At 59.1% G+C, this 23535-nt stretch carries 17 protein-coding genes; all 17 read left to right on the top strand.

Going from position 1 to position 23535, the window contains the following annotated elements:
* Positions 1 to 46 precede the first annotated feature (46 nt).
* On the top strand, positions 47 to 1372 hold the full coding sequence (locus PEL01S_RS21330; RefSeq protein WP_127461745.1) for an ABC transporter substrate-binding protein: 1326 nt from the start codon (positions 47 to 49) through the stop codon (positions 1370 to 1372).
* A 79-nt stretch (positions 1373 to 1451) separates the two neighbouring features.
* Positions 1452 to 2333 (top strand): carbohydrate ABC transporter permease, encoded by an 882-nt coding sequence (locus PEL01S_RS21325; protein WP_127461800.1) that lies wholly within the window; start codon positions 1452 to 1454, stop codon positions 2331 to 2333.
* On the top strand, positions 2330 to 3151 hold the full coding sequence (locus PEL01S_RS21320) for a carbohydrate ABC transporter permease (RefSeq protein ID WP_127461744.1): 822 nt from the start codon (positions 2330 to 2332) through the stop codon (positions 3149 to 3151). The genes PEL01S_RS21325 and PEL01S_RS21320 overlap by 4 nt, the downstream gene beginning before the upstream one ends.
* A 108-nt stretch (positions 3152 to 3259) precedes the next feature.
* Positions 3260 to 5014 (top strand): sensor histidine kinase, encoded by a 1755-nt coding sequence (locus PEL01S_RS21315; protein ID WP_127461743.1) that lies wholly within the window; start codon positions 3260 to 3262, stop codon positions 5012 to 5014.
* Positions 4989 to 6653 (top strand): response regulator, encoded by a 1665-nt coding sequence (locus tag PEL01S_RS21310; RefSeq protein ID WP_127461742.1) that lies wholly within the window; start codon positions 4989 to 4991, stop codon positions 6651 to 6653. The genes PEL01S_RS21315 and PEL01S_RS21310 overlap by 26 nt, the downstream gene beginning before the upstream one ends.
* Positions 6637 to 7743, top strand: a complete 1107-nt coding sequence (locus tag PEL01S_RS21305; RefSeq protein ID WP_127461741.1) for an alanine racemase — start codon at positions 6637 to 6639, stop codon at positions 7741 to 7743. The genes PEL01S_RS21310 and PEL01S_RS21305 overlap by 17 nt, the downstream gene beginning before the upstream one ends.
* Positions 7744 to 7769: 26 nt before the next feature.
* On the top strand, positions 7770 to 8939 hold the full coding sequence (locus tag PEL01S_RS21300; RefSeq protein ID WP_127461740.1) for a M20 family metallopeptidase: 1170 nt from the start codon (positions 7770 to 7772) through the stop codon (positions 8937 to 8939).
* A 474-nt stretch (positions 8940 to 9413) separates the two neighbouring features.
* Entirely contained in the window at positions 9414 to 11108 is a 1695-nt protein-coding gene (locus PEL01S_RS21295) for an amylo-alpha-1,6-glucosidase (protein WP_127461739.1), read from the top strand.
* Positions 11109 to 11153: 45 nt separating this feature from the next.
* On the top strand, positions 11154 to 11936 hold the full coding sequence (locus tag PEL01S_RS21290) for an SDR family NAD(P)-dependent oxidoreductase (protein WP_063185992.1): 783 nt from the start codon (positions 11154 to 11156) through the stop codon (positions 11934 to 11936).
* Between the two features lie 22 nt (positions 11937 to 11958).
* Positions 11959 to 13350 (top strand): aminomethyl-transferring glycine dehydrogenase subunit GcvPA, encoded by a 1392-nt coding sequence (gene gcvPA / locus PEL01S_RS21285; protein WP_127461738.1) that lies wholly within the window; start codon positions 11959 to 11961, stop codon positions 13348 to 13350.
* 33 nt (positions 13351 to 13383) lie between these two features.
* Positions 13384 to 14961 (top strand): aminomethyl-transferring glycine dehydrogenase subunit GcvPB, encoded by a 1578-nt coding sequence (gcvPB, locus tag PEL01S_RS21280; protein WP_127461737.1) that lies wholly within the window; start codon positions 13384 to 13386, stop codon positions 14959 to 14961.
* Positions 14962 to 15176: 215 nt separating this feature from the next.
* The gene (locus tag PEL01S_RS21275) at positions 15177 to 16895 is read left to right on the top strand and encodes a sensor histidine kinase (protein WP_239551224.1); all 1719 of its coding nucleotides are present in this window, start codon (positions 15177 to 15179) and stop codon (positions 16893 to 16895) included.
* Positions 16892 to 18079 (top strand): response regulator transcription factor, encoded by a 1188-nt coding sequence (locus PEL01S_RS21270; RefSeq protein ID WP_127461735.1) that lies wholly within the window; start codon positions 16892 to 16894, stop codon positions 18077 to 18079. Before PEL01S_RS21275 ends, PEL01S_RS21270 begins: the two co-directional genes overlap by 4 nt.
* A gap of 165 nt (positions 18080 to 18244) precedes the next feature.
* Positions 18245 to 19528, top strand: a complete 1284-nt coding sequence (locus tag PEL01S_RS21265; protein ID WP_127461734.1) for an ABC transporter substrate-binding protein — start codon at positions 18245 to 18247, stop codon at positions 19526 to 19528.
* A gap of 34 nt (positions 19529 to 19562) precedes the next feature.
* Positions 19563 to 20522 carry a carbohydrate ABC transporter permease gene (locus tag PEL01S_RS21260; protein ID WP_063185983.1) on the top strand — a complete coding sequence of 320 codons (960 nt, stop codon included), beginning with the start codon at positions 19563 to 19565 and terminating at the stop codon, positions 20520 to 20522.
* Positions 20519 to 21328 carry a carbohydrate ABC transporter permease gene (locus PEL01S_RS21255; protein ID WP_127461733.1) on the top strand — a complete coding sequence of 270 codons (810 nt, stop codon included), beginning with the start codon at positions 20519 to 20521 and terminating at the stop codon, positions 21326 to 21328. The genes PEL01S_RS21260 and PEL01S_RS21255 overlap by 4 nt, the downstream gene beginning before the upstream one ends.
* A 134-nt stretch (positions 21329 to 21462) precedes the next feature.
* On the top strand, positions 21463 to 23535 hold a 2073-nt coding region (locus PEL01S_RS21250; RefSeq protein ID WP_127461732.1), incomplete at its 3' end, for a glycoside hydrolase family 2 TIM barrel-domain containing protein.

Below are 23535 nucleotides of genomic sequence, written 5' to 3'. Positions count from 1 at the left end.
GAACGAATCCCGCCGCCATATACACGATAAGGGAGGTCGAAATATCATGAACCAAACCATGAATCGCGCGCTGAAAGCCGGGCTTGTCTCCGTCCTGTCCGCGGGGCTGCTTGCCGCCTGCGGTGGAGAAGCGAAGCCGGGCGAGGGCAAGCCGGGACAAAATGCGGACAAGCCTTTCGCCGGGCAAAAGCTGTCCATCGTCACCGCCAATCACCCTTGGGGAGACGCAATCAAGGAGCTGCTTCCGCAATTCGAAGCGAGCACGGGGATGAAGGTTGACGTGCAGAGCTTTTTCGAGGACCAGCTGGCACAAAAGCTGACCGTACAGCTGACGGCCGCGTCGGAGACGCCCGACGTATTCATGATGAGCCCGCTCCAGCAAGCGCGGATGTTCGTCAAGAACGACTGGATTGCCCCGCTTGACGATTACCTGAAAAAGGACGCCGCCTACGATTTCAATGATTTCTCCAAAGCGTCCGTCAGCTCCAATACGGTGAACGGAAAGCTGTACGGCGTCCCGATTATTACGGAGCAGCACATCTTGTACTACCGCAAGGATCTGCTGGAAAAAGCGGGTATCCCCGTTCCGAAAACGATGGACGAGCTGCTCGCCGCCGCCAAGAAGCTCCACGATCCGAAGAACGAATTGTACGGCTTCGCCGCCCGCGGACAGCGCTCTCCGCTCGTTTCGCAAATCTCGTCGTTCATCTACTCCGAAGGCGGCGACTTTATGAACGGCGACAAGGCGACCGTCAACACGCCGGAAGCGATCAAGGGCATGACCACCTACGCGACGCTGCTGAAAGACTTCGGCCCTCCCGGAGTGCTCAACATGTCGTGGCCGCAAGCGATCGGCGTGTTCGCTCAAGGCAAGGCCGCGTTCTTCGCGGACGCGAATTCGCTCTTCAAGAACACGACCGATCCGGAGAAATCGAAGGTCGCCGACAAGGTCGGCTTCGCCAGCTTCCCGGCGGGCAAGGAGGGCTCGAAGCCGTTCAACGTTACTTCCTGGAGCCTTGCGATGAACGCCAAATCCAAGAAAAAAGACGCCGCATGGGCCTTCATCCAATGGGCGACCAGCAAGGAGACCGTGACCGCCACCCAGAAAAAAGGAAATCCGGGGGCGCGCATGTCGGTATGGAACAGTCCGGAAGGTATCACCGCCTTCCCGAAGGAGCTTGCCGAAGTGACCAAGGAAACACAAAAGGGAGGTGTTGACCATTCCGTGCCATCCGTTGACAAGGTCAGCGAGGCGCGGGACATCATCGGGGCCATCGTTCAGAAGGCGATTACCGGCGAAGACATCAAGGCCGCAGCCGAGCAGGCGAACAAGGAGTTCCAAGCCCTGATCGACAAGGAAAGAGGAAAATAAGCGTGCGGAATGGAGGATGCGCCCATTTGGCGGGCGCATCCTTTTTGCTTGACAAGTCGAGGTGGAAAGGATGATGCACATGCCGACGAACTGGTTCGACCGGAACCTGAAATGGATTTACACGATGCCCGCCGTTTTGTTCGTCCTGCTGATGATGGTTTTCCCTATTTTGTACACGTTCCGCATCAGCTTCTACGAATGGAGCATGTCGTCGGCGACGCCGCCGGAATGGGTAGGGCTTGCTAATTACGCGACGCTGCTTTCCGACACCCGGTTTTGGCAGGCGGTCCAAAATACGTTCGTGTTCTCTGCCGGCGCGCTGTTTCTGGAAACGGTGCTCGGCGTCGCGATCGCCATGCTGCTGTACCGCGATTTTCGCGGCAAAAATTTCGTCAAAACGTTGTTTCTGCTGCCGATGGTGGCGACGCCCGTCGCGATGGGGCTCGTTTGGGTGCTGATTTACGAGCCGTCCATCGGCCTCGCCAACCATGTGCTCAAGGCGTTCGGTCTGGAGCCGCAGCTCTGGATCGCTTCGCCGACGCAGGCGATTCCTTCGCTCATCGTGATCGACGTCTGGGAATGGACGCCGATGATCGCGCTCATCGTGATGGCCGGGCTGTCGACGCTTCCGTCGGAGCCTTATGAAGCCGCCGATGTGGACGGGGCGACGGCCTGGCAAAAATTCGTTCATCTCACGCTGCCGATGCTGCGCCCGACGATTATGGTCGCCTTCATGCTGCGCCTGATCGACGTGCTCAAGACGTTCGACATCATTTACTCCACGACGCAGGGCGGCCCGAACATGAAATCCGAGACTTTGAACATTTACGGCTATACGCTCGGCTTTCAGTACTTCAAGCTCGGGCTGGCCTCGTCGCTGCTGGTCGTATTTTTCGCGCTTGTGATGGGATTCACGCTGCTGATGATCTGGTTCCGCAAACGTCTGGAGGGAGCGACATGAAGAAAAAGAAACAAAAGATCACAAACGCCGTATTGTCGGGTTTGACGCTGCTTGTCGTGCTCGTGTTCTCGTTCCCGTTCATCTGGATGCTGCTCGCTTCCTTCAAGACGCAGTCGCAGATCATGTCGACCGGCCAATTTTTCGTCTTCGAGCCAACCGGCAAAAATTATGTCAGCGTGTTCGGTCAATACGATTTCCTGATCTTCATCTGGAACAGCTTCTTCGTTGCGGCGGGCTCGACGATCGGCTCGCTTCTTCTGGGACTGCCTGCGGCTTACGCCATCGCCCGCTATCGCCTGCAAGGCCTCGGGCTCGTCATTCTTGTTGCGCGGATCATACCCGGCATTACGTTTTTGATTCCGTGGTTCATCATTTTTTCGAAGCTGGGTCTCGTCGACAGCTTTACGTCGCTCATTTTAAGCCATATGTTGGTAGGACTGCCCTTTATCATCTGGATCATGATATCATTTTTTGAGGGGCTTCCTACTGAAATCGAGGAGGCCGGGCTGATCGACGGCTGCACCCGCTCCCAAGTATTCCGGCGCGTCGTGCTTCCGATCTCGGGGCCTGGCATTATTACCTCTTCGCTGCTATCCTTTATTTTTTCATGGAACAATTTTATGTTCTCGATTATTTTGGCCGGCGACCGTACGAAAACGCTTCCCGTCGCCGTCTACAACTTTATGTCCTATTCTGAAATCAATTGGGGGGCTCTCATGGCCGCAGCCTGCATCATTACGCTGCCGGTGCTTATCATTGCTTTGCTTGCACAGCGCTATATCGTCAGCGGCTTGTCAGCGGGGGCGGTGAAAGGATAGTACCTGCGGGCAACGGCTGAGGCGGCTGTGGCGGACGCTCGGCGCTTTTATCAAGTTCGGAATCGGATGGCTGGCGCACACTACAATTCCGCAAGGAGCGGTGACATCATGACGGGAAAGCCAACGATCTTCACCAAGGTATTAGTGCTCATTGCATTGCTGCTTACGCCCGTGCTCTTTCTGTACATTTATACGAATCAAGTCAGCGTGAACGTCGTGCGCGAAGAAATTCAGTCGTCGAGTCTCAACCGGCTGTCCTTTTTCCTGCAGCAGTTTGATTCGACGGTCGAACAGCTCGCCATGTTTCCCGTTATTCTGAATTCAGACCCTTACCTGCGCGAATTTATCGACCGCAGATCGGACAAGCCGTACGACAAGCTGAAGGAGCAGACCCGTCTGATGCAGAAAATCAGTCTGCAGAGCGTTTCCGCCGCCTGGACGAACGATTTGACGGTTTATTTGCCCAGAAACCAGATTGTCATATCTTCCAATATATTCAAGTTCTACGACCCCGGGGATATCGAGAAATTCGCGCCGCTAAAAAGTTGGACTTACGACGGGACCGCACGGGGTGACGCCCGGACGCCGGGGGCCCGTTTCACCCGCCAGATCGTCGATCCGCTTGGGGCAATCGATCCATCCGAGATTCAAGCGATGATTCAGGTCAGCTTTCCAGTTGCGAACATCTCCACCATGCTCGATCAGGTGAAAACGGGCGGCAAAGGCGATCCGTTTCTGTACCGGAGCGGCTTTTCCCCGATCGGCAGCGCTACGTTGAACGACGGCTCCGTGCAGGCCATCGTTCGAATGCTGGACGAGCAATCGCTGGAGGAAAGCGGTCATTTCGTCGCGACGGTCACAGGACGGCAGGTTGCCGTGTACTATGTCAAGTCTAGACAGCTTGACTGGTACTTGGTCGATTACGTGCCCGTCGACAGCATTTTGGCGCCGATCCGCAAGACGAGTCTGCTGTTCTACACAGCGCTCGGCCTGCTGCTGGGCATGAGCTTTTTGGCCGCTTATTTGCTTTACCGGAACGTCCAGAAGCCGATCGGTAAGCTGCTGAACGGCGTGCGGCTGCTCAAGAAGGGAGACTTGTCCGCCCGCATCCGCTACCGGCCGAATAACGAGTTCGACTTCCTGATCGACCGGTTTAATGAGATGGCGGAGCAGATTCAAGATTTGGTGCAGCGGGTATACGCTGAGAAAATCCGGCTTCATGAAGCGACGCTCAAGCAGCTGCAGGCGCAAATCAATCCGCATTTTTTGTATAACAGCCTGTTCTTTATCGTCAATACCGCGATGCTGGAGGATACGAGGTCGGTCGTGGCGATGGCGCATAATCTCGCCGAATATTACCGCTACACCACGCGTATGGAAAACCGAACGGCGGCGCTTGGCGAAGAAATGAAGCTCGTGGCCAATTACTTGACCATTCATAACCTGCGGCTCGGACGGCTTCGCTGCGAGCTGGACGTCCCGGAGACGATGTTGGAGCTGCATATCCCGCGCTTGCTGCTGCAGCCGATTGTGGAGAACGCCATCGTTCACGGCATCGAGAACAAGCCGGGCGAAGCCGTCATCCGGGTATCCGGGAGCATGTGCGAAGGCTCGTATCGGATCGTCGTGGACGACAACGGCGTCGGCATGACGGATGAGGCGATCGTCCGCATGGAGCAGCAGCTTGCACTGCCGCAGGAGGCCGCTTCGGGCTTCGGGATGTGGAACGTTCACCAGCGTTTGCGCTACGTCTTTGGCGAAGGGGCAGGGCTCAAGCTTTCGCATAGTCCACTCGGAGGGCTGCGCGTCACGTTGACATGGAGGGGGGATTCGGAGGATGGCGCAGCTATTGATCGTGGATGACGAGGCCCACGTGGTGGAACGTCTTGCCGAGCTCGTCCCGTGGGAGCGAATCGGCATCGCCGCCGTGTATAAGGCTTATTCGGCGTTCGAAGCGCTCGAACTGTTGCATGCGCATGCGATCGACATCGTCATCTCGGATATCCGGATGCCGGGAATGACCGGTCTTGAGCTTTCCCGGCACATCCGGGACAAATGGCCCAAAACGAAATGCATTCTGCTTTCGGGGTACGCCGAGTTCGAATATGCCAAGGAAGCGATTGCTAACGGTACCGCAAGCTATTTGCTCAAGCCGGTAACCGACGAAGAGCTGATGAACACGGTCTCGGGCGTGCTGGAGACGGTTCGGGAGGAATGGAACGCGGTAATTTCCCAGGAGCGGATCGCCCGGACGCTGCGCGAAAACTTGCCGCAGCTGCGGAGCACGCTGCTTGGCGAGCTGCTCCTCGGCAAACGCTACTCCGAGGCTGACCTTCGGGACAAAATGGAGATGCTCGGCGTGCCCGATTTGTTCGGGCGGTCGGTTTCGCTGCTGCTCGTCCGCCTCGAAAAGCCGTTCTACGGCTACGATCCACGCGGCCTTGCGCTTGTGGAATACGCAGTGGGCAATATTGCCGGGGAGCTGTTCGCGTCGGGCTTTCAGCTTTGGGCCGGCAAAGACACGTACGATTATCTGGTATACGCCGTATCGTCGGAAGCTGGCGAAGGGGAGGAGGAGCGGCAGCAGGCGCTCGAACGTGCGGCCGAGCAATTGCAGGAGGCGATCCACGCGTATTTGAAAGGCGAAGCGACGATTGTCATCAGCCGGGAAGGAACGTTTCCCGGGGATGTGGCTGCGCTGTACGACGGCACATTGTCTGCTTTGCGGAGAAGGGTAGGCAACGAGCAGGACCTGATTCTGACTGCGGCGGACGGGCTGCTCGCACGGACGGAGCTGCGGTCTCTCACTTCGCTGTACGAGCTTCCGTCGCTTGTGCAGCTGCTTGAGGCCGGCCAATGGAATGCCGCGGACCAGCGGATCGAGCGTATTTTCGGCGAGCTGCAGACGAGGAGCGGCTGCATTCAGGAGCTGCTTCTCGAAGCTTATTTCGCCATCGCCTCGGCGGCGTCCTCTTATGCGCACAAGAACGGCCGGCCGCTCTCCGGGCTGATCGGGCCCGGCTACGACCAATTGCTGCAGGGCGTGCCGTACCGTTCCGTCCGGCATCTGCAGGACTGGTCGGTGGCGCTCATGAACAGCCTGCGCTGCGAAACCGAAAGCGAAACGAAGCATTCTCGGGCGAAGCTGATCGCCGATGTCCGGCAATTCGTCGAGCGGCGGCTGGCGGAGGACGTTTCCTTGACGGCGATAGCCGAGCATGTTTATATGCATCCGGTCTATATTTCCAAGATTTACAAGCGCGAAACCGGCGAAAACATAAGCGATTACGTCCATCGGCTCCGCATGGAGAAGGCGGTCCATCTGCTGCTGCGCACCCCGGACAAAATTTACGAAATCGCGGCGGACGTCGGCTATCAGCGGGCGCATTCATTTATCAACGTATTTAAAAAGCATACGGGACTGACGCCCCAGGAATACCGGGACAAGTATGCTTTCCCACAATCGGAATCCGAGGTGAAACGTCATGACATATCAACCTGAAGCGCTTTATCCGGCCACGCCGTATGCATTCGTCGATCTCGATACGGTCGAGCGAAATATCCGGCGAATGTCCGACAAGTTGGCGCAATACGGGATCAAGCATCGGCCTCATATCAAAACGCACAAATCATTGCGCTTCGCGGGCATGCAGCTCGCTGCCGGAGCGGTCGGTATTACCGTGGCGAAGCTTTCGGAAGCGGAAACGTTCGCGGATTTGGGCATCGACGATATTTTGATCGCCTTCCCCGTCATCGGGGAGCGCAACCTCGAACGGCTGGAGCGGCTGCACCGCCGGATTACGGTTGTCGTTACCGTCGACAGCTGGGAAGGGGCGGTTGGCCTCTCCGCCGTCGGGGTCCGCTCCGGGAAGCGGTTGCCCGTCCTGATCGAGCTGGACGGCGGACTGCATCGCGGCGGCCGGCAGCCGGGCAAGGACATTGTCGATTTCGCCTTACGGCTTCGTGAGCTGCCTGGCATCGACATCGAAGGCGTGATGGCTTATTTCGGGCTGATTTACCAGAGCGGAGACCCGGATGCGGTCGCTGCTGCGGTGCAGGCCGAATCGGAAACGCTTGGCCGGGTCGTAGCGGACTTGCGCCAAGCGGGCGTTGCGGTCAACACGATCAGCTCAGGCTCCACGCCTACCGCCAAAATGTGCGAGCACGCCGCAGGCGTGACAGAGGTGCGGGCAGGCAACTATATTTTCAACGACGCATCAGCCGTTCAGATGGGGCTCGCGGAGGAAGCGGATTGCGCGCTGCGGGTTGCGGCTACCGTCGTCAGCCTGCCGCTACCGGGCATGGCGACGATCGACGCGGGAACCAAGGCGCTGACGAGCGACCGGGCGCATCATGGCGACGGCTTCGGCATCGTCGTCGGGAAGCCGGACGTTGCGATCGCCGCGCTCAACGAAGAGCACGGCATGCTGCGGTTCGATCCGGATAAGGTATCCCTGTCCATCGGCGAGCGGATCGACATTATCCCGAACCATTCGTGCGTCATTCCGAATTTGAACGATGCGATTTACGGCGTGCGCAGCGGCGTCGTGACGGAACGCATCAAGATCGATGCGCGGGGCTGCAATTATTAACGCGAGCGATTGGAGGGAGCCGCAAGATGAAAGTAATCATAGACGAGCAGCGCGTTGCCCGATTGCTGCAGGATTTGGTGCGGATTCCGAGCGTTAATCCGGGCTTCGAAGGCGGCGTGCCGGAGCGAGAGATGGCCGACTACGTCCAGGCTTTCTTCGCGCGCCTCGGACTGAAGGCCGAACGCAGGGAAGTGCGTCCGGAGCGGCCGAATGTGATCGGCATCCTGCCTGGGATTGCCGACGATGCGCCCGCTCTCCTGCTGGAGGCCCATATGGATACGGTGCAGACCGCAAACATGACCATCGATCCGTTTGGCGCGGAAATACGCGATGGCAAGCTCTATGGCCGCGGCGCCTGCGACACGAAGGCGTCGCTCGCTGCGATGCTGGCCGCTATGGAGTGGTTCGCCGAGAACGGCATCAAGCCGCCCGTGCCGGTTCATCTGGCGGCGACCGTCGACGAGGAGGTCAATTATCTCGGCGTGCTGGACGTGCTGGAGGCGGGATACGATTATGCCGCCGCCATTGTCGGGGAGCCGACCGGGCTTCAGGCGGTCGTCGCGCACAAGGGCGTCGTCCGCTGCGAGATCGAGACGGTGGGCGTCTCCGCCCATTCCTCGAAGCCCGAGGAAGGCGTCAACGCCATAAGCGACATGATGAAGGTCGTCGCCCATATCGAAGGGACGATGCAAGCCCGGCTGTTGCGTTCTGCCGCGCACCCGCTTGTCGGTTCGCCGACGCTTGCCGTGTCGCAAATTCAAGGCGGCGTGGCGCCGAACACGATTCCCGAGCGATGCGTGATCCGGATCGATCGCCGGACGATCCCCGGCGAGGATAGCGAGCAAGTATGGCGCGAGATCCGGGCGGAGATGGAGCAACTAGCGGCGGAGAATGGCGGGCTGAACGTCATCGTTCATCCTCCCTTTGTGCTGGATTACGCTATGGATACGAGCCCCGATAGCGAGGTCGTGGGGCTTGTCGCTTCGTCGGCTGCAGGGAAAATCGGCGAAGTGCGAACGTTCGGCGTGCCTTACGGCACGGATGCGAGCAAGCTGGCGCGGGCGGGCATCCCTTCGGTCGTATTCGGACCGGGCTCGATCGAGCAAGCCCATACGAAGGACGAATGGGTGGAGCTGAAGCAGGTGGTGCTGGCGGCGGAAATCATTGCGGAGACGATGCTTACTTTTGGGAAATAATGCTTGGAAAATAAATTGCCTGAGTCCGGCGTCCGACCGGAACTCAGGCCTTTTTTTGATGCGTCGTTGCAGTACCTTTTGCTTCCCTTAAGCCCTGTCCGGTTTCTCCTCTCCCATGAAAGGGCCCCGAAGTCTTCCACGAAGTTTACGCGCCACTTATCCACCATAAAATAAGGCTCAAACGGCAAGCACACCAAAGTTCGAGCAGTTGAGGGTGTTCTTTACTGTGTGAAGCCATCGGTCAACGGGCCAACGCCCGTTACCGGATAAACAGACGATCCGCTGCGAACAAAATGACACCCTTGTGGGGTTCAGGAATGTCCCTGCGGAAAAACGCGCAAACAGACACGAAGCAGCGAACAGAAAGCCGTTTTGCGGGAAACGCTTTTTACTTATAATTCATGTAAACGCTCTCTTATTCTTTTCGTTTGCGAGAGCCGATATTCAGACAACGAGGGGGCTATCGGAATCCGCATGTTGTTCGATCTTCATACCGTGCCGTTCAGCCGTTTCGGTTCGTATTTTGCCTTTTCGATTCTTCCGGAGCGTCCCGACAGGGAATCCGGTCTGTACTTGAGGCTGGTTCGGGGCGGGGATAACGATATCGGAGCCGTGTTCCGAATCGAGCTGCTCGCAGATGGCTACGCCGTTCCTTTTACTTGCAGCGCTTCACCGACGTTACTGCGGCTTGAAGCGGAGGAAGGGACAGTCGAGTGGTGCATACCGAAGCCGGATTTTATACGCGTTCGTTCGCAGGGTGTCGGCGTGCGGTTAACCTGTGCGCCCGGCGTATACGATTATGCGTTTCCGCTTGGAGAGCGGGGCTGGGAGTTCAACAGCTTCGTGCGGGAACGACGCTTTTTGCTTTCCCCTGTGGCCGGGTCGATTCGCGAGGACGTTCGCTGGGACGGGGTGAAAGCGCAGCGGCTTGCGTTCGACGGGGTGCCGGGCGGCGACGGGAAGCTGGAGCTTACACTGGAGGAATACCGCACCGTTCCGCGCCCGCCGCGCCACGGATCGTTCGACCAAGGGCTTGCGCAGGTTCACAGCGAGTACGCCGCGTGGCGCAGCCGGATGCCCGCCGTTGCCGCGGTCTGGTCCGAAGCGGAGGAGCTGGCCGTTTATATTACTTGGTCCTGCGTCGTGCAGGCCGACGGGTATTTGCCCCGGCCGGCGATGTATATGTCCAAAAACTGGATGACGAATATTTGGAGCTGGGACCACTGCTTCAATGCGATGGCGCTTGCCGAGGCCGATCCCGATTTGGCTTGGGACCAGTTTGCGATCTTTTTTGACCGGCAGGACGATAGCGGGATGCTGCCGGATTTTATGAACGACAAATATGCGCTGTGGAACTGCTGCAAGCCGCCGATCCACGGCTGGACGCTGCGGTGGTTGATGAACCGTTCCGAAGCGGTTACGCCGGAGCGGCTTGCGGAAATTTACGAGCCGCTGGCCCGCTGGACGCAGTGGTGGTTCGATTACCGCGACGACGACCGCGACGGCGTGCCGCAGTACAATCACGGCAACGACTCCGGGTGGGACAACAGTACGGTCTTTTTGGCGGCGATTCCCGTGGAAAGTCCCGATTTGTGCGCCTTTCTTATTTTGCAGATGGAAGCGCTTGCCACGGTGGCGGCCAGACTGGGACGCGCCGGGGAAGCGGAGCAATGGGAGCACCGGTCGCAGGAGCTGTTGACGCGGATGATCGAGCATTTTTGGCGCGGTGACCGCTTTCAAGCCGTACAATCCGGCACGCATGCCGGAGTCGACGAGGGCGACAGCCTGATGGCGTATTTGCCCGTTGTTTTGGGAAAGCGTTTGCCGGAGCCGATTCTGCGCAAGCTGGTCGAAGGGCTGCGCGAGGAAGGGCGATTTCTGACGGCGCACGGCTTCGCTACCGAAAGTATCAGAAGTCCGTTGTACGCGCCGGACGGCTATTGGCGGGGACCGATCTGGGCCCCGGTCATGCTGCTGCTTGTGGAAGGGCTGAAGGAGGCAGGCGAGGAGCAGTTCGCGGCCGAAGTTGCGAGGCGTTTTTGCCGGATGGCGGCTTCTGCAGGCATGGCCGAAAACTTCGACGCGCTCGAAGGGCACGGGCTGCGGGACCGGGCGTTCACGTGGACGTCCAGCGTCTTTCTGCTGCTGGCCCGGGAATACGGGGCGTAAACCGATCAAACTGAGCTTGTCCGAGGATAAGGGGGAACAAGGGAGATGCAAACGACAGAACAATTGCTGGCATTGGATGGAAAAGTGGCTGCGGTCACTGGAGGCGCTTCGGGGATCGGACTCGCCACGGTTCGGAAGCTGGCCCGACACGGGGCGTCCGTCGTCATCCTCGACGTGAACGAGATGGCCGGCAGCCAAGCCGCAGAAGAGCTTCGGAGCGAAGGGCTTGCGGCCCGCTTCGTCGGCTGCAACGTAACCTCTGCGGCCGATTGCGAAGCGGCGGTAGAAACGATACGCCGGGAATATGGCCGGTTGGATATTTTGTTCAATAACGCCGGGGTGATCCGGCGGCGCACCGTCGTTGAAATGGCGGAGGAAGAGTGGGACGCCGTAGTCGATATTTCGCTGAAGGGCGCTTTTTTACTCTCGAAATACGCTGTTCCGCTCATGGCAGAAAGCGGCGGAGGCAGCATCATCAACACGGGGTCCGGCTGGGGACTGAAGGGAGGCGACCGGGCGGCCGCCTACTGCGCGGCCAAGGCGGGGATCGTCAATTTGACGAAGGCGATGGCGATCGACCACGGCGGACAGCAGATCCGGGTCAACTGCGTTTGTCCCGGAGATACGGATACGCCGCTGCTGCGGGACGAAGCGAAGCAGCTTCAGCGGGAGGAGCAGTCGTTCGTTCAGGCATCGGCGCTCGAACGGCCTTTGAAGCGCATCGGCACGCCGGACGACATTGCCAACGCCGTACTGTTTCTTGCGAGCGGCATGTCTTCCTGGGTGACGGGCTCGGTGCTTGTCGTTGACGGAGGCGGACTGGCATAACGAAAAGGAGGAATTGCGACGCATGGCTACGCTTAAAAAAACAACGTCTCATCCGTATATCCCTAATACCGTGCCCAAGGTCCAGCAGGCGATGCTTGAGGAAATCGGCGTCTCCGATATCGACGAGCTGTACCGAATGGTGCCGAAGGAGCTTCGGCTAACGGGCCCGCTAAAGGTAGAGCCCGCGCTGTCCGAGTACGAGCTGCAGCGTCACGTCGATCAGCTGCTGGAGCGCAACAGGAGCGCGAAGGAAACGATCAGCTTTCTCGGCGCGGGCTGCTGGCAGCATTTCGTGCCGGCCGTTTGCGACGAAATCAACCAGCGCTCGGAGTTCGTCACCGCGTATGCGGGCGAGCCTTACGAGGACCATGGCCGCTTCCAGGCGTTGTTCGAGTACCAGAGCCTGCTGGCGGAGCTGGTCGACATGGACGTCGTGAACGTGCCGACGTTCGACTGGGCGCAGGCCGCTTCCACCGCGCTGCGGATGACGGGCCGCATCACCGGCCGCCGTACGGCGCTGCTTCCGGTGACGATGCATCCCGAGCGGCTCCGGGTCATCCGCAATTATTTGTCGCCGCAGATGGACTGCGTGCTTGTCGATTACATGCCCGGCACCGGCCTCCTCGACATGGCCGACCTGAAGGCGAAGCTGTCCGCCGATACGGCCGCCGTGTATATCGAGAATCCGTCCTACATCGGGCATATCGAGACACAGGGCCGCGAAATCGCCGAACTCGTGCATGCGGCGGGTGCGCTCTTTGTCGTCGGCGTCGATCCGATCTCGCTCGGACTGCTTGAGCCGCCGTCCCGGTACGGCGCGGACATCGTCTGCGGCGACCTGCAGCCGCTCGGCATCCGCATGCAGTACGGTGGCGGTCAAGCGGGCTTTATCGCCACGCGCGACGAGGAGCAATTCGTCATGGAATATCCGTCCCGCCTGTTCGGCATTGCTCCGACGACGGTCGAAGGCGAGTACGGTTTCGGGGACGTCGCTTATGAGCGGACTTCTTTTGCCAAGCGGGAGAAGGGGAAGGAATCGGTCGGGACCCAGACCGCGCTGTGGGGAATCACGGCGGGCGTCTACCTGGCCTTAATGGGGCCTCACGGCATGCGCGAGGTTGGCGAAACGATCATCCGGCAGGCACGCTATGCGGCTGATAGACTGGTGGAGCTGGAGGGCGTGCGGATTCGGTTTCAGGCGTCGTCGTTCAAAGAATTCGTTGTCGATTTCAACGGGACGGGGCGCACGGTGAGCGACATCAACAAGCGGCTGCTGGAGCACGGCATCTTCGGAGGCAACGATTTGTCCGGGGAGTTTCCGGCGTGGGGCCAATGCGCGCTCTACTGCGTCACCGAAATTCATACGAAAGAAGATATCGACGCGCTTGCGGCCGCTCTGAAGGCGGTCCTGTAAGCCCGAGGGCAGAAGGGAGCCATGCGAATACCTATGAAACGGATACCTAGAAACCGGAACGTGCGTCTATTTCATCAGGCCAAATGGGATGAACCGGTCATTTTTGAGCTGCATCAGCCGGGCGAGCGGGGCGTCATCCCGCCGTCCGTCAGCGAGGAAGTGGCAGCGGCCGTGGGGGACGCCGAAGCCTGCGTGCCGCAAGGCATGCTGCGCAGCCAAGCTCCGGCTTTACCGGAGATCGGGCAAGCCCGGGTGCTGCGCCATTATCTGCGTCTGTCGCAGGAGACGCTGGGCTCGGATTTCAACGTCGAGATTGGGCAGGGTACCTGCACGATGAAATACATTCCGCGGGTCAACGAAATGCTGATCCGCAATCCGAAAATGACCGAGCTGCACCCGCTGCAGGACGAGTCGACCGTGCAGGGGATGCTGGAGGTGTACCACCGCCTAGACCTCGCGATGCGCGAGATTTCGGGCATGGATCGGTTCACGTTCCAGCCGGGGAGCGGGACGCAGGCACTGTTCGCGATGGCGTCGATCGTGCGGGCTTATCATGAGGCGAACGGGGAAGGCGACATAAGGGACGAAATCATAACCACCATATTTTCCCACCCATCGCAAGCGGCGACCGCTGCCGTAAAGGGGTATAAAATCATTACGCTGTACCCTGACAAGGACGGATTCCCGGATTTGGAAGCGCTGCGGGGGGCGATCTCCGAGCGGACGGCGGGCTTCGTCGTAGCCAACCCGGAGGACACGGGCATCTTCAACCCGCGGATTCGCGAGTTTACCGACCTCGTGCACGCCGCAGGCGGGATATGCTATTATGACCAAGCAAACGCGAACGGACTGCTCGGCATCACCCGGGCGAAGGAAGCGGGCTTCGACATGTGCTTTTTCAACCTGCACAAAACGTTTGCCGCGCCTCATATGTGCGGAGGCCCGGCGACGGGAGCGCTCGGCGTGACGGAGCGGTTGGCCCCGTTCCTGCCCGGCCCGCTCGTCGAAACGGACGGAACCCGCTACACGCTGAACCATTCGCCCGCTCAAAGCATCGGCAAAGTCCGTATGTTCCAAGGCGTGGCCCAGACGGTGCTCCGTTCGTACGCTTGGATTCGCGCGCTGGGGCCGGATGGGCTGCTGGACGCGGCCAAGGTGGCGGTGCTGAACAACAACTATTTGTACAGCCGCATCCTGAAAATCCCGGGCGCCAGCGCTCCGTATGTGGAGGGCGGAAGGCTAGAGCAGGTGCGCTACAGCTGGGAGCGGCTGACCAAGGAAACGGGCATTACGACGGAAGACGTACAGCGCCGCATGTGCGACTTCGGGCTCCATTACTGGACCAGCCACCATCCGTACATCGTGCCGCAGCCGTTCACATTGGAGCCGACTGAGTCGTATTCCAAGGAAGACTTGGACGAATACGTGAACGCCTTGGAGCAGATCGCCAAGGAAGCCTACGAGCAGCCGGACATCGTCCGCAGCGCCCCGCACAACAGCACCGTGCACCGGATCGACGAATCGAGCTTCGACGACCCGGCGAAGTGGTGCATCACTTGGCGGGCTTATCTCAAAAAGACCGCCCCGCTTGAGGCCGGTATCGAGTCTTGAGCCAATAAAGCCGGGGAATCCCGACCATGTGAGCAGCAGCCGGAATCCGCCTTGGAGTCCGGCTTTTTGCTTCATAAGACGCGGGCCGCAAAGGGTAAAGTTTCCGGCGGATGCAGGTCCTGCGCTTGATGTTGGCGGTCTTGGGGGCGTGGTATAATAAACGTGGAAAGCGCTTACGCGATTGCGAAAACAACAACTGCTTGCGGGGGATGTCCATGCTATCCATGCTGCCAAGAAACGGATTGAAGCTGCCGCGGGGGTTCCGTAGCACCCTGCAGACCAAGCTGATGCTGCTCATTGCGCTTGCCGCAGCGATTCCGCTGCTGACGCTCGGGTACGTGCTGTATCACAAATCGTCGGGAACGATCAACGAGCAATTCGGCCGTTATGGGGAAAACTCCGCCTCGCAGCTGCAATTTCAGATCGATTCCACCTTGGGACAAATGAAGTACACGGTCAGCGACATTTTGTCGTACTTGCTCGATCCGAAGTTTACGGTGCTGCATGAAGAGGTGCCGACGACGTACAAGGGCTTCCAGGAGGAGCAGCAGCTTGAACAGTATTTGAAAGCCCATAAATCTCTGGATATGAAAGGCATTTTCCTGATTACAAAATCGGGCTACTATTACGGCGAACGGATTATCCGCTTCGATCTGCTTCAGGCGGAGCCTTGGTTTCGCGACGATGCCGACGGCTACCGCTTCGACCTGTATGAGCCGAAGCATTACAATGACACGGCCCGCGTTCCCGGGGAAAAAGTGATCGGCCTGCTGTTCCGCATCCGCAATCAGGTGGGGGTGCTGGAAAACAGCAGCATTTTGATCGAGACGAATGCCGACAAGCTTCTGCGGATGTTTCGCGAATTCGAGCAGGACACCGGCTCCCAGTTGACGATTACCGGCGGTGGCAAAACCGTTTACCAGACGCAGGGCTCGTTTGTTAAACGGGACGACGATGTCGTCTGGACGAAGCATTCCGACGAGACGGACTGGACGATTGAGGTGCGGACGCCGTACGAGCAATTTTACAAGCCGTCGCTGCTGATCCGCACCTTTACGTTCTCTGCGGTCAGCCTGTCGATTGTGTTGGCGTTCGTGTTGGCCTATATGTGTTCGGCCCCGCTGCTCAAGCGGGTCAAGAAAATGAAAGAATCGATCCGCCGCGTCAGCCTCGGGAAGCTCGATACGCGAATCGACGTGGAGTCCGAAGACGAGCTCGGGCTGCTGGGCCACAGCTTCAACCGGATGGTGGGGCAGCTTCAAACACTGTTTCACGAGATGAAACAAGTCGAACGCCAGAAAAAAGAAGCCGAGCTCCGCGCGCTGCATCATCAGATCAACCCGCATTTGCTCATCAACACGCTCGCTTCCATTCAATGGAAGGCCAGATTGGCAGGAGCCGCCGATGTCAACAAAATGATTTATCATTTAACCAACGTGTTGGACGGCAACCTGAATGTCGACCGAGAGGTCGTCACGCTGGAGCGGGAGCTTGAGGTGATCGATCATTATTTGAATTTGCAGGAGCTGCGGTACGGCAGCGTGTTCGCCTACCGGATCGAAGCCGCCGGAGTTGATCTGTCCGCCGTGGACATTCCTCGGATGACGCTGCAGCCGCTGGTGGAAAATGTATTTTTTCACGCGTTTGAGGACGGGGAGGGGACGATCGCGCTGCGCATCGAAGCGGACGGCGCGGACATGCTCGTCTCGCTGATCGACGACGGAAAAGGCATGAGCGAGCATACGCGTCAGCAACTGTTTCAGCCGCACCTGGACGGCGTCCGCAAACGCCGGAGCATCGGCCTGCGCAATGTGGAGGAGCGCATCAAGCTGCATTTTGGCGAAGCTTACGGGCTGTCCGTTCAGTCCGCGCCGGGAGCGGGGACCCGCATCGTTATCCGATTGCCGATCAAAACCAAGGAGGGGATCGCATGAATGCCAAACCGATTAAAGTGTTGATTGCCGACGACGAGGTGATCATCCGCCGGGGGTTGATCTCGACGGTGCCGTGGGATAAGTACGGGATGACCGTCGTAGCGGACGTGCCCAACGGCAGGCGGGGCTGGGAAGCGTTTCTGGAGCACCGGCCGGATGTTGTTATCACCGACATCGTGATGCCCGAGATGGACGGAATCGAGCTTGCCCGCAAGGTGAAGGCATGTGAGCCCCGGACCAAAATATTGCTGCTCAGCTGCCATCGCGACTTCGAATATGCGCAGCAGGGGATCAAGCTGGGCGCTTCCGGCTATTTGCTGAAAACGTCGTTCAACGACGAGGAGCTGGAGGAGTTTCTGGCCGCTTTTCGTCAGGAGCTCGGCGCGAACGGCACCGAGACTCCGCTGCACGCCGCCGCCAATCACACCGCTCCCGCGATCTCCGGGCTGCTGTTCGAATGGCTTTACGGCGTCGGCGACCGGTTTCCGGCCGAGCTGGACCGGCTGCTTCAAGGAGCGTGGAACTGGATGAATGCGCCGACCGCGCTGTATCTGATCTCCGCCCCCGGCAAATGCGGCGGGACGCTGGAGCATGAGCTGCGCGGCTGCGCGTCGGGCGAGCCCTGCGAGGTGCTGCCCTTCGGGGAAGGGCACCTGCTGCTGTTTGTGCCCGAAGTCTTGCAGCGCGAATGGGACAGCCGGCTGAGCGAGCGCAAGGCCGAGCGGCCGGAGCTGCATTGGTCCCGGTTGGCGCCGCTGGCCGGGCGCGAGGCGTGGATTGATGCTGTGCGCAAAGCCCGCGGGCAGATGGAGCTGGAGAAGCGGTACCGCATCAGCGTCGGGCAGTGGCCTACTCCGATTGCCGAAGCGGTGCAGTTGATCGTCCGGCATACGGATACCCAACTGTCCGTATCCGAGGTGGCGCACGAGGTGGGGCTGAGCCGCAGCCATTTCAGCACGCTGTTCAAGAAGACGGTCGGCGAAAGCTTCGTCTCGTTCACGTACCGGGCGAAGCTGAAAATCGCCTGCGAGCTGCTTGCCGCCCAAGGGATTACCGTTCAAGAGATCGCAGATAAAATCGGCATGCCCGACGCCAAGTATTTCAGCAAATGGTTCAAGCGCTGCACCGGCAAAACGCCGAGCCAATACCGCAGCGAGCGGCGCGAGGAAAGGAGCGTCATCTAAAAACACGGCGATCATCGAACGAAAAGACACCTTTGCCCGGCAGAGGCCGTTCGTGCAGCCGATGATGCACGATTTTCCGAACATCCCTCCGTTTTGTATGCGCTTTACTCCCGTTACAATAAGCATGTAAGCGGTTAACTAACAGACGTTCAGGGGGAATTCGAAATGAAACGAAGGATGCTTCTTGCTACGACAGCGATATTTTCCGTTTCTTTGCTGGCCGCCGGATGCGGCAAGCCGGCAAGCGAGCCTCAAAGCAGCGCGGCTGGGGCACAGACGCCATCGTCCGAACCGGGCAAGCAGGTGACGCTGCGTTTTGCCACGTGGGATACGGGCGATCTGCTCAAAATCCAGGAGACGATCGCGCGGCAATTCGAAGCGAAGCACCCCGGCGTCAAGGTGCAGGTGGAGGCGTACGGGGATGGCTTCGACCAGAAGCTGGCCGCTTCAATCGGGGCAAACAATGCGCCTGACGTGATGTACATGTGGGATTTTCCGACCTATTCGCAGAACCTCGAACCGCTGGATGCGATGATGTCCGCCGATGCCGGCCTCAAGCCGGACGATTTTTATCCCGGGCTGTTCAATTACGTGAAGATCGGCGGCAAAACGTACGGCATGCCGGCCGGGTTTACGACCCGCGTGATGTACTATAACAAGAAGCTGTTCGACGAAGCGAACGTGCCGTACCCGAAAGCGGGCTGGACGTGGGACGACTTCAAGGAAACGGCCAAGAAGCTGACGAACCCCGCCAAGAAGCAGTACGGCTTCGGCATCCGGGCGGAGAACGATCCGTACGATCTGCAGGGCTTCATCTGGAGCAACGGCGGCAGCTTCATCAGCCCGGACGGCAAGTCGATTGACGGGTTCATGAACGGCAAAGAAACGGCGGACGTGCTGCAAATGTTCGGCAGCCTCGTCAAGGATAAAACGGCCGTCATCGTCGGCGGCAAAAATCAGCAGTCCGGAGACGACGTCTTCAAAGCCGGCAAAATCGCCATGTGGGAAAGCGGCGTATGGCCGCTGGACGGCTTCAAAGAGGCCAAAATCGACGTCGGCACGGTCGTCATGCCGGCCTTCCCGGGCAAGAAGCTCAAGGGCGTCATCGCCGAATCGGCGGTTTCGATCTCCAAATCGTCCAAGAATAAGGAAATGGCTTGGGAGTTTGTAAAATACTACGCGTCCGACGAGGCGATCAAGCTGCGGACCTCCGACCTGCCGGTGCGCAAAAGCGTCGTTGCCGAGAAAAAGCTCGACCAAGACCCGCTCTACCAATCGTTCTACAAAATGCTGGAGGCTTGCGACGACACGCCGGCGTTCCTGCTGAATCCGAAATGGAACGAAGTGAACCGCAACCTTACGTCGGCGATCAATACGATTATGCTCGGCCAGAATGCGAAGGATTCGCTTGATAAGGCCGTCAAGGACTCGGAGAAATTTTTCAAATAAGCCGGCAGGCGAAAAACGGAAGAAGGATGGACCTATGGATACGACCGCCGTTCAACAGGCAGCCAGGCCGGGCATCCGACTGAAACGAAGAGGCTGGCTCACGCCTTACCTCTTCGTCCTTCCTTGGATGATCGGTTTCGTTTCCTTCACGCTGGGGCCGCTGCTGTTCTCGCTGGTGATCAGCTTGTACGACTGGCCGATTGCAGGAGAGCGTACGTTTGTCGGGTTGCAAAATTATACCCGGATGTTCACCGACGATCCGCTTTTTTGGGAGTCGCTGGGCGTCACGCTGAAATTCGCCGCGATCTTTGTGCCGCTGAATTTGTCGGTAGCGCTGCTGCTCGCCGTGCTGCTGAATCAAAAGGTGCGGGGAAGCGGGATATTCCGCACGATCTTTTATTTGCCGTCCGTCATCTCCGGCGTCGCGCTCGCGATGATCTGGGCGTGGGTATACAGTGGCGAGTACGGCATCCTGAATTACTTTTTATCGCTCGTAGGCATTTCCGGACCGGATTGGCTGCGGGAGCCGGGCTGGGCGCTGGCGGCGATGGTCGGCGCGAGCCTATGGGCGCAGGGCTCGATGATGCTGATCTTTTTGGCCGGGCTCAAGAACATACCGGGCGATCTGTACGAAGCTGCCTCCATCGACGGGGCCGGCGTGTTCATCCGATTTTTCCGGATCACGCTGCCCATGCTTAGCCCGACGCTGCTGTTCAACCTCGTCACCTCGATCATCGGCGCGTTCCAGCAGCTGACGCTGGCATTGACGCTGACCGGCGGGGGGCCGTCGAACTCGACGTATTTCTACGCGATGTACGTTTATGAAAACGCCTTTAAGTATTTTCATATGGGCTACGCCGCAGCGAATGCGTGGATCATGTTCCTGATCATCTTGACGCTGACGATGCTCGTCTTCCGCTCGACTGGCATGTGGGTGTACTACGAGGGCGAAGTGAAGGCAAAACGGGCGGGCAAGCGGAGGGACCGGAGATGAAAAAAACGCTCACGTACGCACTGCTCGTCTTATTCTCGCTGCTGTTTCTGATGCCGTTCTTCTGGCTCGTGACGACGGCCGTGAAAGCGCCGAATGAAATCTACATGTACCCGCCCAAATGGATTCCGTCGGAAATTCAGTGGGGCAACTTCGTCAAAGCTTGGACGATTCAGCCGTTCAATACGTTTTTGAAAAATTCGTTGACCGTGACGATCCTGTGCAATATCGGGCAGCTGATTTCCTCCTCGCTGGTGGCGTACGGCTTTGCGCGCTTCCGGTTTCCGGGACGCGACGCGCTGTTCCTGATCGTGCTGGCGACGATGATGATTCCGTGGGACGTGACGATGATTCCGCTGTATATGGAATTCAACTTTCTCGGCTGGATCAATACACTCAAGCCTTTGATCGTCCCGGCCTGGTTCGGATCGGCGTTCTATATTTTTCTGCTGCGGCAGTTCATTATGACGATTCCGACCGAGCTGGAGGAGGCGGCGAAAATCGATGGGGCGAGCGATTTCGGCATTTTCATCCGGGTGATCGTCCCGCTGATGCTGCCCGCCTTGATTCTCGTGAGCGTGTTCAACATGCTTGATACGTGGAACGATTATCTCGGGCCGCTCATTTTCCTGAACGACTCCAGCAAATATACGCTGACGCTAGGACTCGCCCAGTTCAAAGGGGTGCACGGCGTCGATATGACGTCCGTGATGGCGGTGACGTCAATTATCTGCCTGCCGCCGCTACTCGTATTTTTCGGCGCGCAGCGGTACATCGTGGAAGGCATTGCGCAGACGGGGATAAAATAGCGGGACGGCTGCGAGGAATGCGGCAGGGAAGGAAATAGCTCCGTTCTATACCACAGTGAAAGAAACAACACTGATCCCTGCCGCACAGCATCAATAAAACAAAGTAATCAGGTGTATATACTAGGAGGTTTATCATGAGCGACCATCTGGTAAGACGGGATTGGCAAAATTTGAACGTGCTGGAGCGGAACCGGCTGCCTGCCCGCGCCTCGTTCGTTCCGTACCGCGCTGCGGAGACGGCGCTGACGTACGACCGGGGCAGCTCGGACCGGTTCATGCTGCTGAACGGCGAGTGGGCGTTTCATTACGCCGGACGCCCCGAGGAGGCTCCGGCTTCGTTCTACATGCCGGAATTCGACGAAAGCGGCTGGGATCGGCTCGTCGTGCCGAGCCACTGGCAGTTTCACGGGTACGGCGCGCCGCATTATACGGATTTGTATTATCCGTTCCCGGTCTGTCCGCCCGAGGTGCCGGCAGATAATCCGACCGGAACGTACAGGAGGACATTTGCGCTGCCGGAGGGCTGGCTGTCCCGGAACGTGTTCTTGCAATTTCAAGGCGTGGACAGCGCTTTTCACGTCTGGCTGAACGGCAGCTATGTCGGCTATAGCCAAGGCAGCCGCTTGCCGTCGGAGTTCGCGGTTGCCCCGTTTGTGCGCGAGGGCGAGAACGTGCTGGCGGTGCAGGTATATCAATGGTCGGACGGCAGCTATTTGGAGGATCAGGATATGTGGTGGCTGAGCGGCATTTTTCGCGATGTCGTCTTGGTTGCTCAGCCGAAGACGTATCTCGAAGATTACACGGTCGTCGCCGATCTGGATGCAGACGGCCGCACCGGTTTGCTCCATGTGCGGGTGCAGGTCGCTAAAGAGCGGACGACGACGGGAAACGTCGTGCTGGAGTGGCGGCTGATGGACGGGGAACAAGGAACGGAGGCCGCTTCCGGCGTTTGTTCCGTGGAGAGCTGGAGCGAGGAGGGGGACGCAGCGCAGGTGCACTTCCAGGCGCAGCTGAGCGACGTCCGCCCGTGGACGGCGGAGACGCCCGCTTTGTACGATCTGCTGCTCACACTCCAGACGGCGGACGGCGACACGCTCGAAGTCGTGCCGACGCGCGTCGGCTTTCGCCGGGTGGAAGCGCGGGGCGGCAGGCTGCTTGTCAACGGGAAGCCGATCCGGCTGCGCGGCGTGAACCGCCACGATCATCATCCGGAGCGCGGCCGGGCGGTCACGGTGGAGACGATGGAACAGGACATCATCCTGATGAAACGGCACAACATCAACGCGGTGCGGACGGCGCATTACCCGAACGATCCGCGGTTTTACGATCTGTGCGACCGGTACGGGCTGTACGTCATGGACGAGACCGACCTGGAGACGCACGGCTTCGAGCTTGTAGGGGATGCCGACCGGCTGAGCAACGATCCCGTGTGGGAGGAAGCTTATGTCGAGCGGATGCGCCGGATGGTCGAGCGGGATAAAAATCATCCGAGCATTCTGTTCTGGTCGCTCGGCAACGAATCCGGCTTCGGCTGCAATCACGAGGCGATGGCCGCCTGGTGCCGCAGCGCCGATCCGACGCGGCTCATTCACTACGAAGGCGACCGTGAGGCGAAGGTGTGCGACGTATTCAGCACGATGTATTCGACCGTGGAGAAAATGATCGGCTTCGGACAGCGCGAAAACGAGGAAAAGCCGCATGTGCTGTGCGAATACGCGCATGCGATGGGCAACGGCCCCGGCGGGCTGCTCGAATACGAGGAAGCGTTCCGCACCTATCCCCGGCTCGTCGGCGGCTTCGTATGGGAGTGGATCGACCACGGCCTCAGCCGCAAAACAGCGGATGGTCGGACGTACTATGCCTACGGAGGCGATTACGGCGACGAGCCGAACAACGGCAATTTCGTTATCGACGGGCTGGTCACGCCGGACCGCACCCCTTCGCCCGGATTGCTGGAATACAAAAAGATCATCGAACCGGTAACGGTAGAAGCGTTTGACGTCGGGCAAGGGATGGTTACGATCCGGAACAGGTACGATTTCCGCGACCTGAGCCATCTGCAGCTTGTCTGGACTGTCTCGGCGGACGGGGCACCGCTTGTGAGCGGCAGCGCGCCGCTGCCGGACGTGCCGCCGGGCGGCACAGCGCCGCTAACGCTTCCGCTGCACAGACCGGCGCGCCTGCTGCCCGGCGCGGAGTACCGGCTC

The sequence above is a fragment of the Paenibacillus elgii NBRC 100335 genome (assembly GCF_004000865.1).
Taxonomy (GTDB): Bacteria; Bacillota; Bacilli; order Paenibacillales; family NBRC-103111; genus Paenibacillus_G; species Paenibacillus_G elgii.
Note: the sequence above shows the minus strand (reverse complement) of the source record. Positions and strands in the feature narration are given on the sequence as shown.

What these genes read in the sequence shown, in the direction of transcription:
- PEL01S_RS21270 (WP_127461735.1), top strand. Translation starts at nt 16,892, where the DNA reads ATGAATGCCAAACCGATTAAAGTGTTGATTGCCGACGACGAGGTGATC.
- PEL01S_RS21330 (WP_127461745.1), top strand. Translation starts at nt 47, where the DNA reads ATGAACCAAACCATGAATCGCGCGCTGAAAGCCGGGCTTGTCTCCGTC.
- PEL01S_RS21300 (WP_127461740.1), top strand. Translation starts at nt 7,770, where the DNA reads ATGAAAGTAATCATAGACGAGCAGCGCGTTGCCCGATTGCTGCAGGAT.
- PEL01S_RS21320 (WP_127461744.1), top strand. Translation starts at nt 2,330, where the DNA reads ATGAAGAAAAAGAAACAAAAGATCACAAACGCCGTATTGTCGGGTTTG.
- PEL01S_RS21265 (WP_127461734.1), top strand. Translation starts at nt 18,245, where the DNA reads ATGAAACGAAGGATGCTTCTTGCTACGACAGCGATATTTTCCGTTTCT.
- PEL01S_RS21305 (WP_127461741.1), top strand. Translation starts at nt 6,637, where the DNA reads ATGACATATCAACCTGAAGCGCTTTATCCGGCCACGCCGTATGCATTC.
- PEL01S_RS21260 (WP_063185983.1), top strand. Translation starts at nt 19,563, where the DNA reads ATGGATACGACCGCCGTTCAACAGGCAGCCAGGCCGGGCATCCGACTG.
- PEL01S_RS21255 (WP_127461733.1), top strand. Translation starts at nt 20,519, where the DNA reads ATGAAAAAAACGCTCACGTACGCACTGCTCGTCTTATTCTCGCTGCTG.
- PEL01S_RS21275 (WP_239551224.1), top strand. Translation starts at nt 15,177, where the DNA reads ATGCTATCCATGCTGCCAAGAAACGGATTGAAGCTGCCGCGGGGGTTC.
- PEL01S_RS21325 (WP_127461800.1), top strand. Translation starts at nt 1,452, where the DNA reads ATGCCGACGAACTGGTTCGACCGGAACCTGAAATGGATTTACACGATG.
- gcvPB (WP_127461737.1), top strand. Translation starts at nt 13,384, where the DNA reads ATGAAACGGATACCTAGAAACCGGAACGTGCGTCTATTTCATCAGGCC.
- PEL01S_RS21295 (WP_127461739.1), top strand. Translation starts at nt 9,414, where the DNA reads ATGTTGTTCGATCTTCATACCGTGCCGTTCAGCCGTTTCGGTTCGTAT.
- PEL01S_RS21310 (WP_127461742.1), top strand. Translation starts at nt 4,989, where the DNA reads ATGGCGCAGCTATTGATCGTGGATGACGAGGCCCACGTGGTGGAACGT.
- PEL01S_RS21290 (WP_063185992.1), top strand. Translation starts at nt 11,154, where the DNA reads ATGCAAACGACAGAACAATTGCTGGCATTGGATGGAAAAGTGGCTGCG.
- PEL01S_RS21315 (WP_127461743.1), top strand. Translation starts at nt 3,260, where the DNA reads ATGACGGGAAAGCCAACGATCTTCACCAAGGTATTAGTGCTCATTGCA.
- gcvPA (WP_127461738.1), top strand. Translation starts at nt 11,959, where the DNA reads ATGGCTACGCTTAAAAAAACAACGTCTCATCCGTATATCCCTAATACC.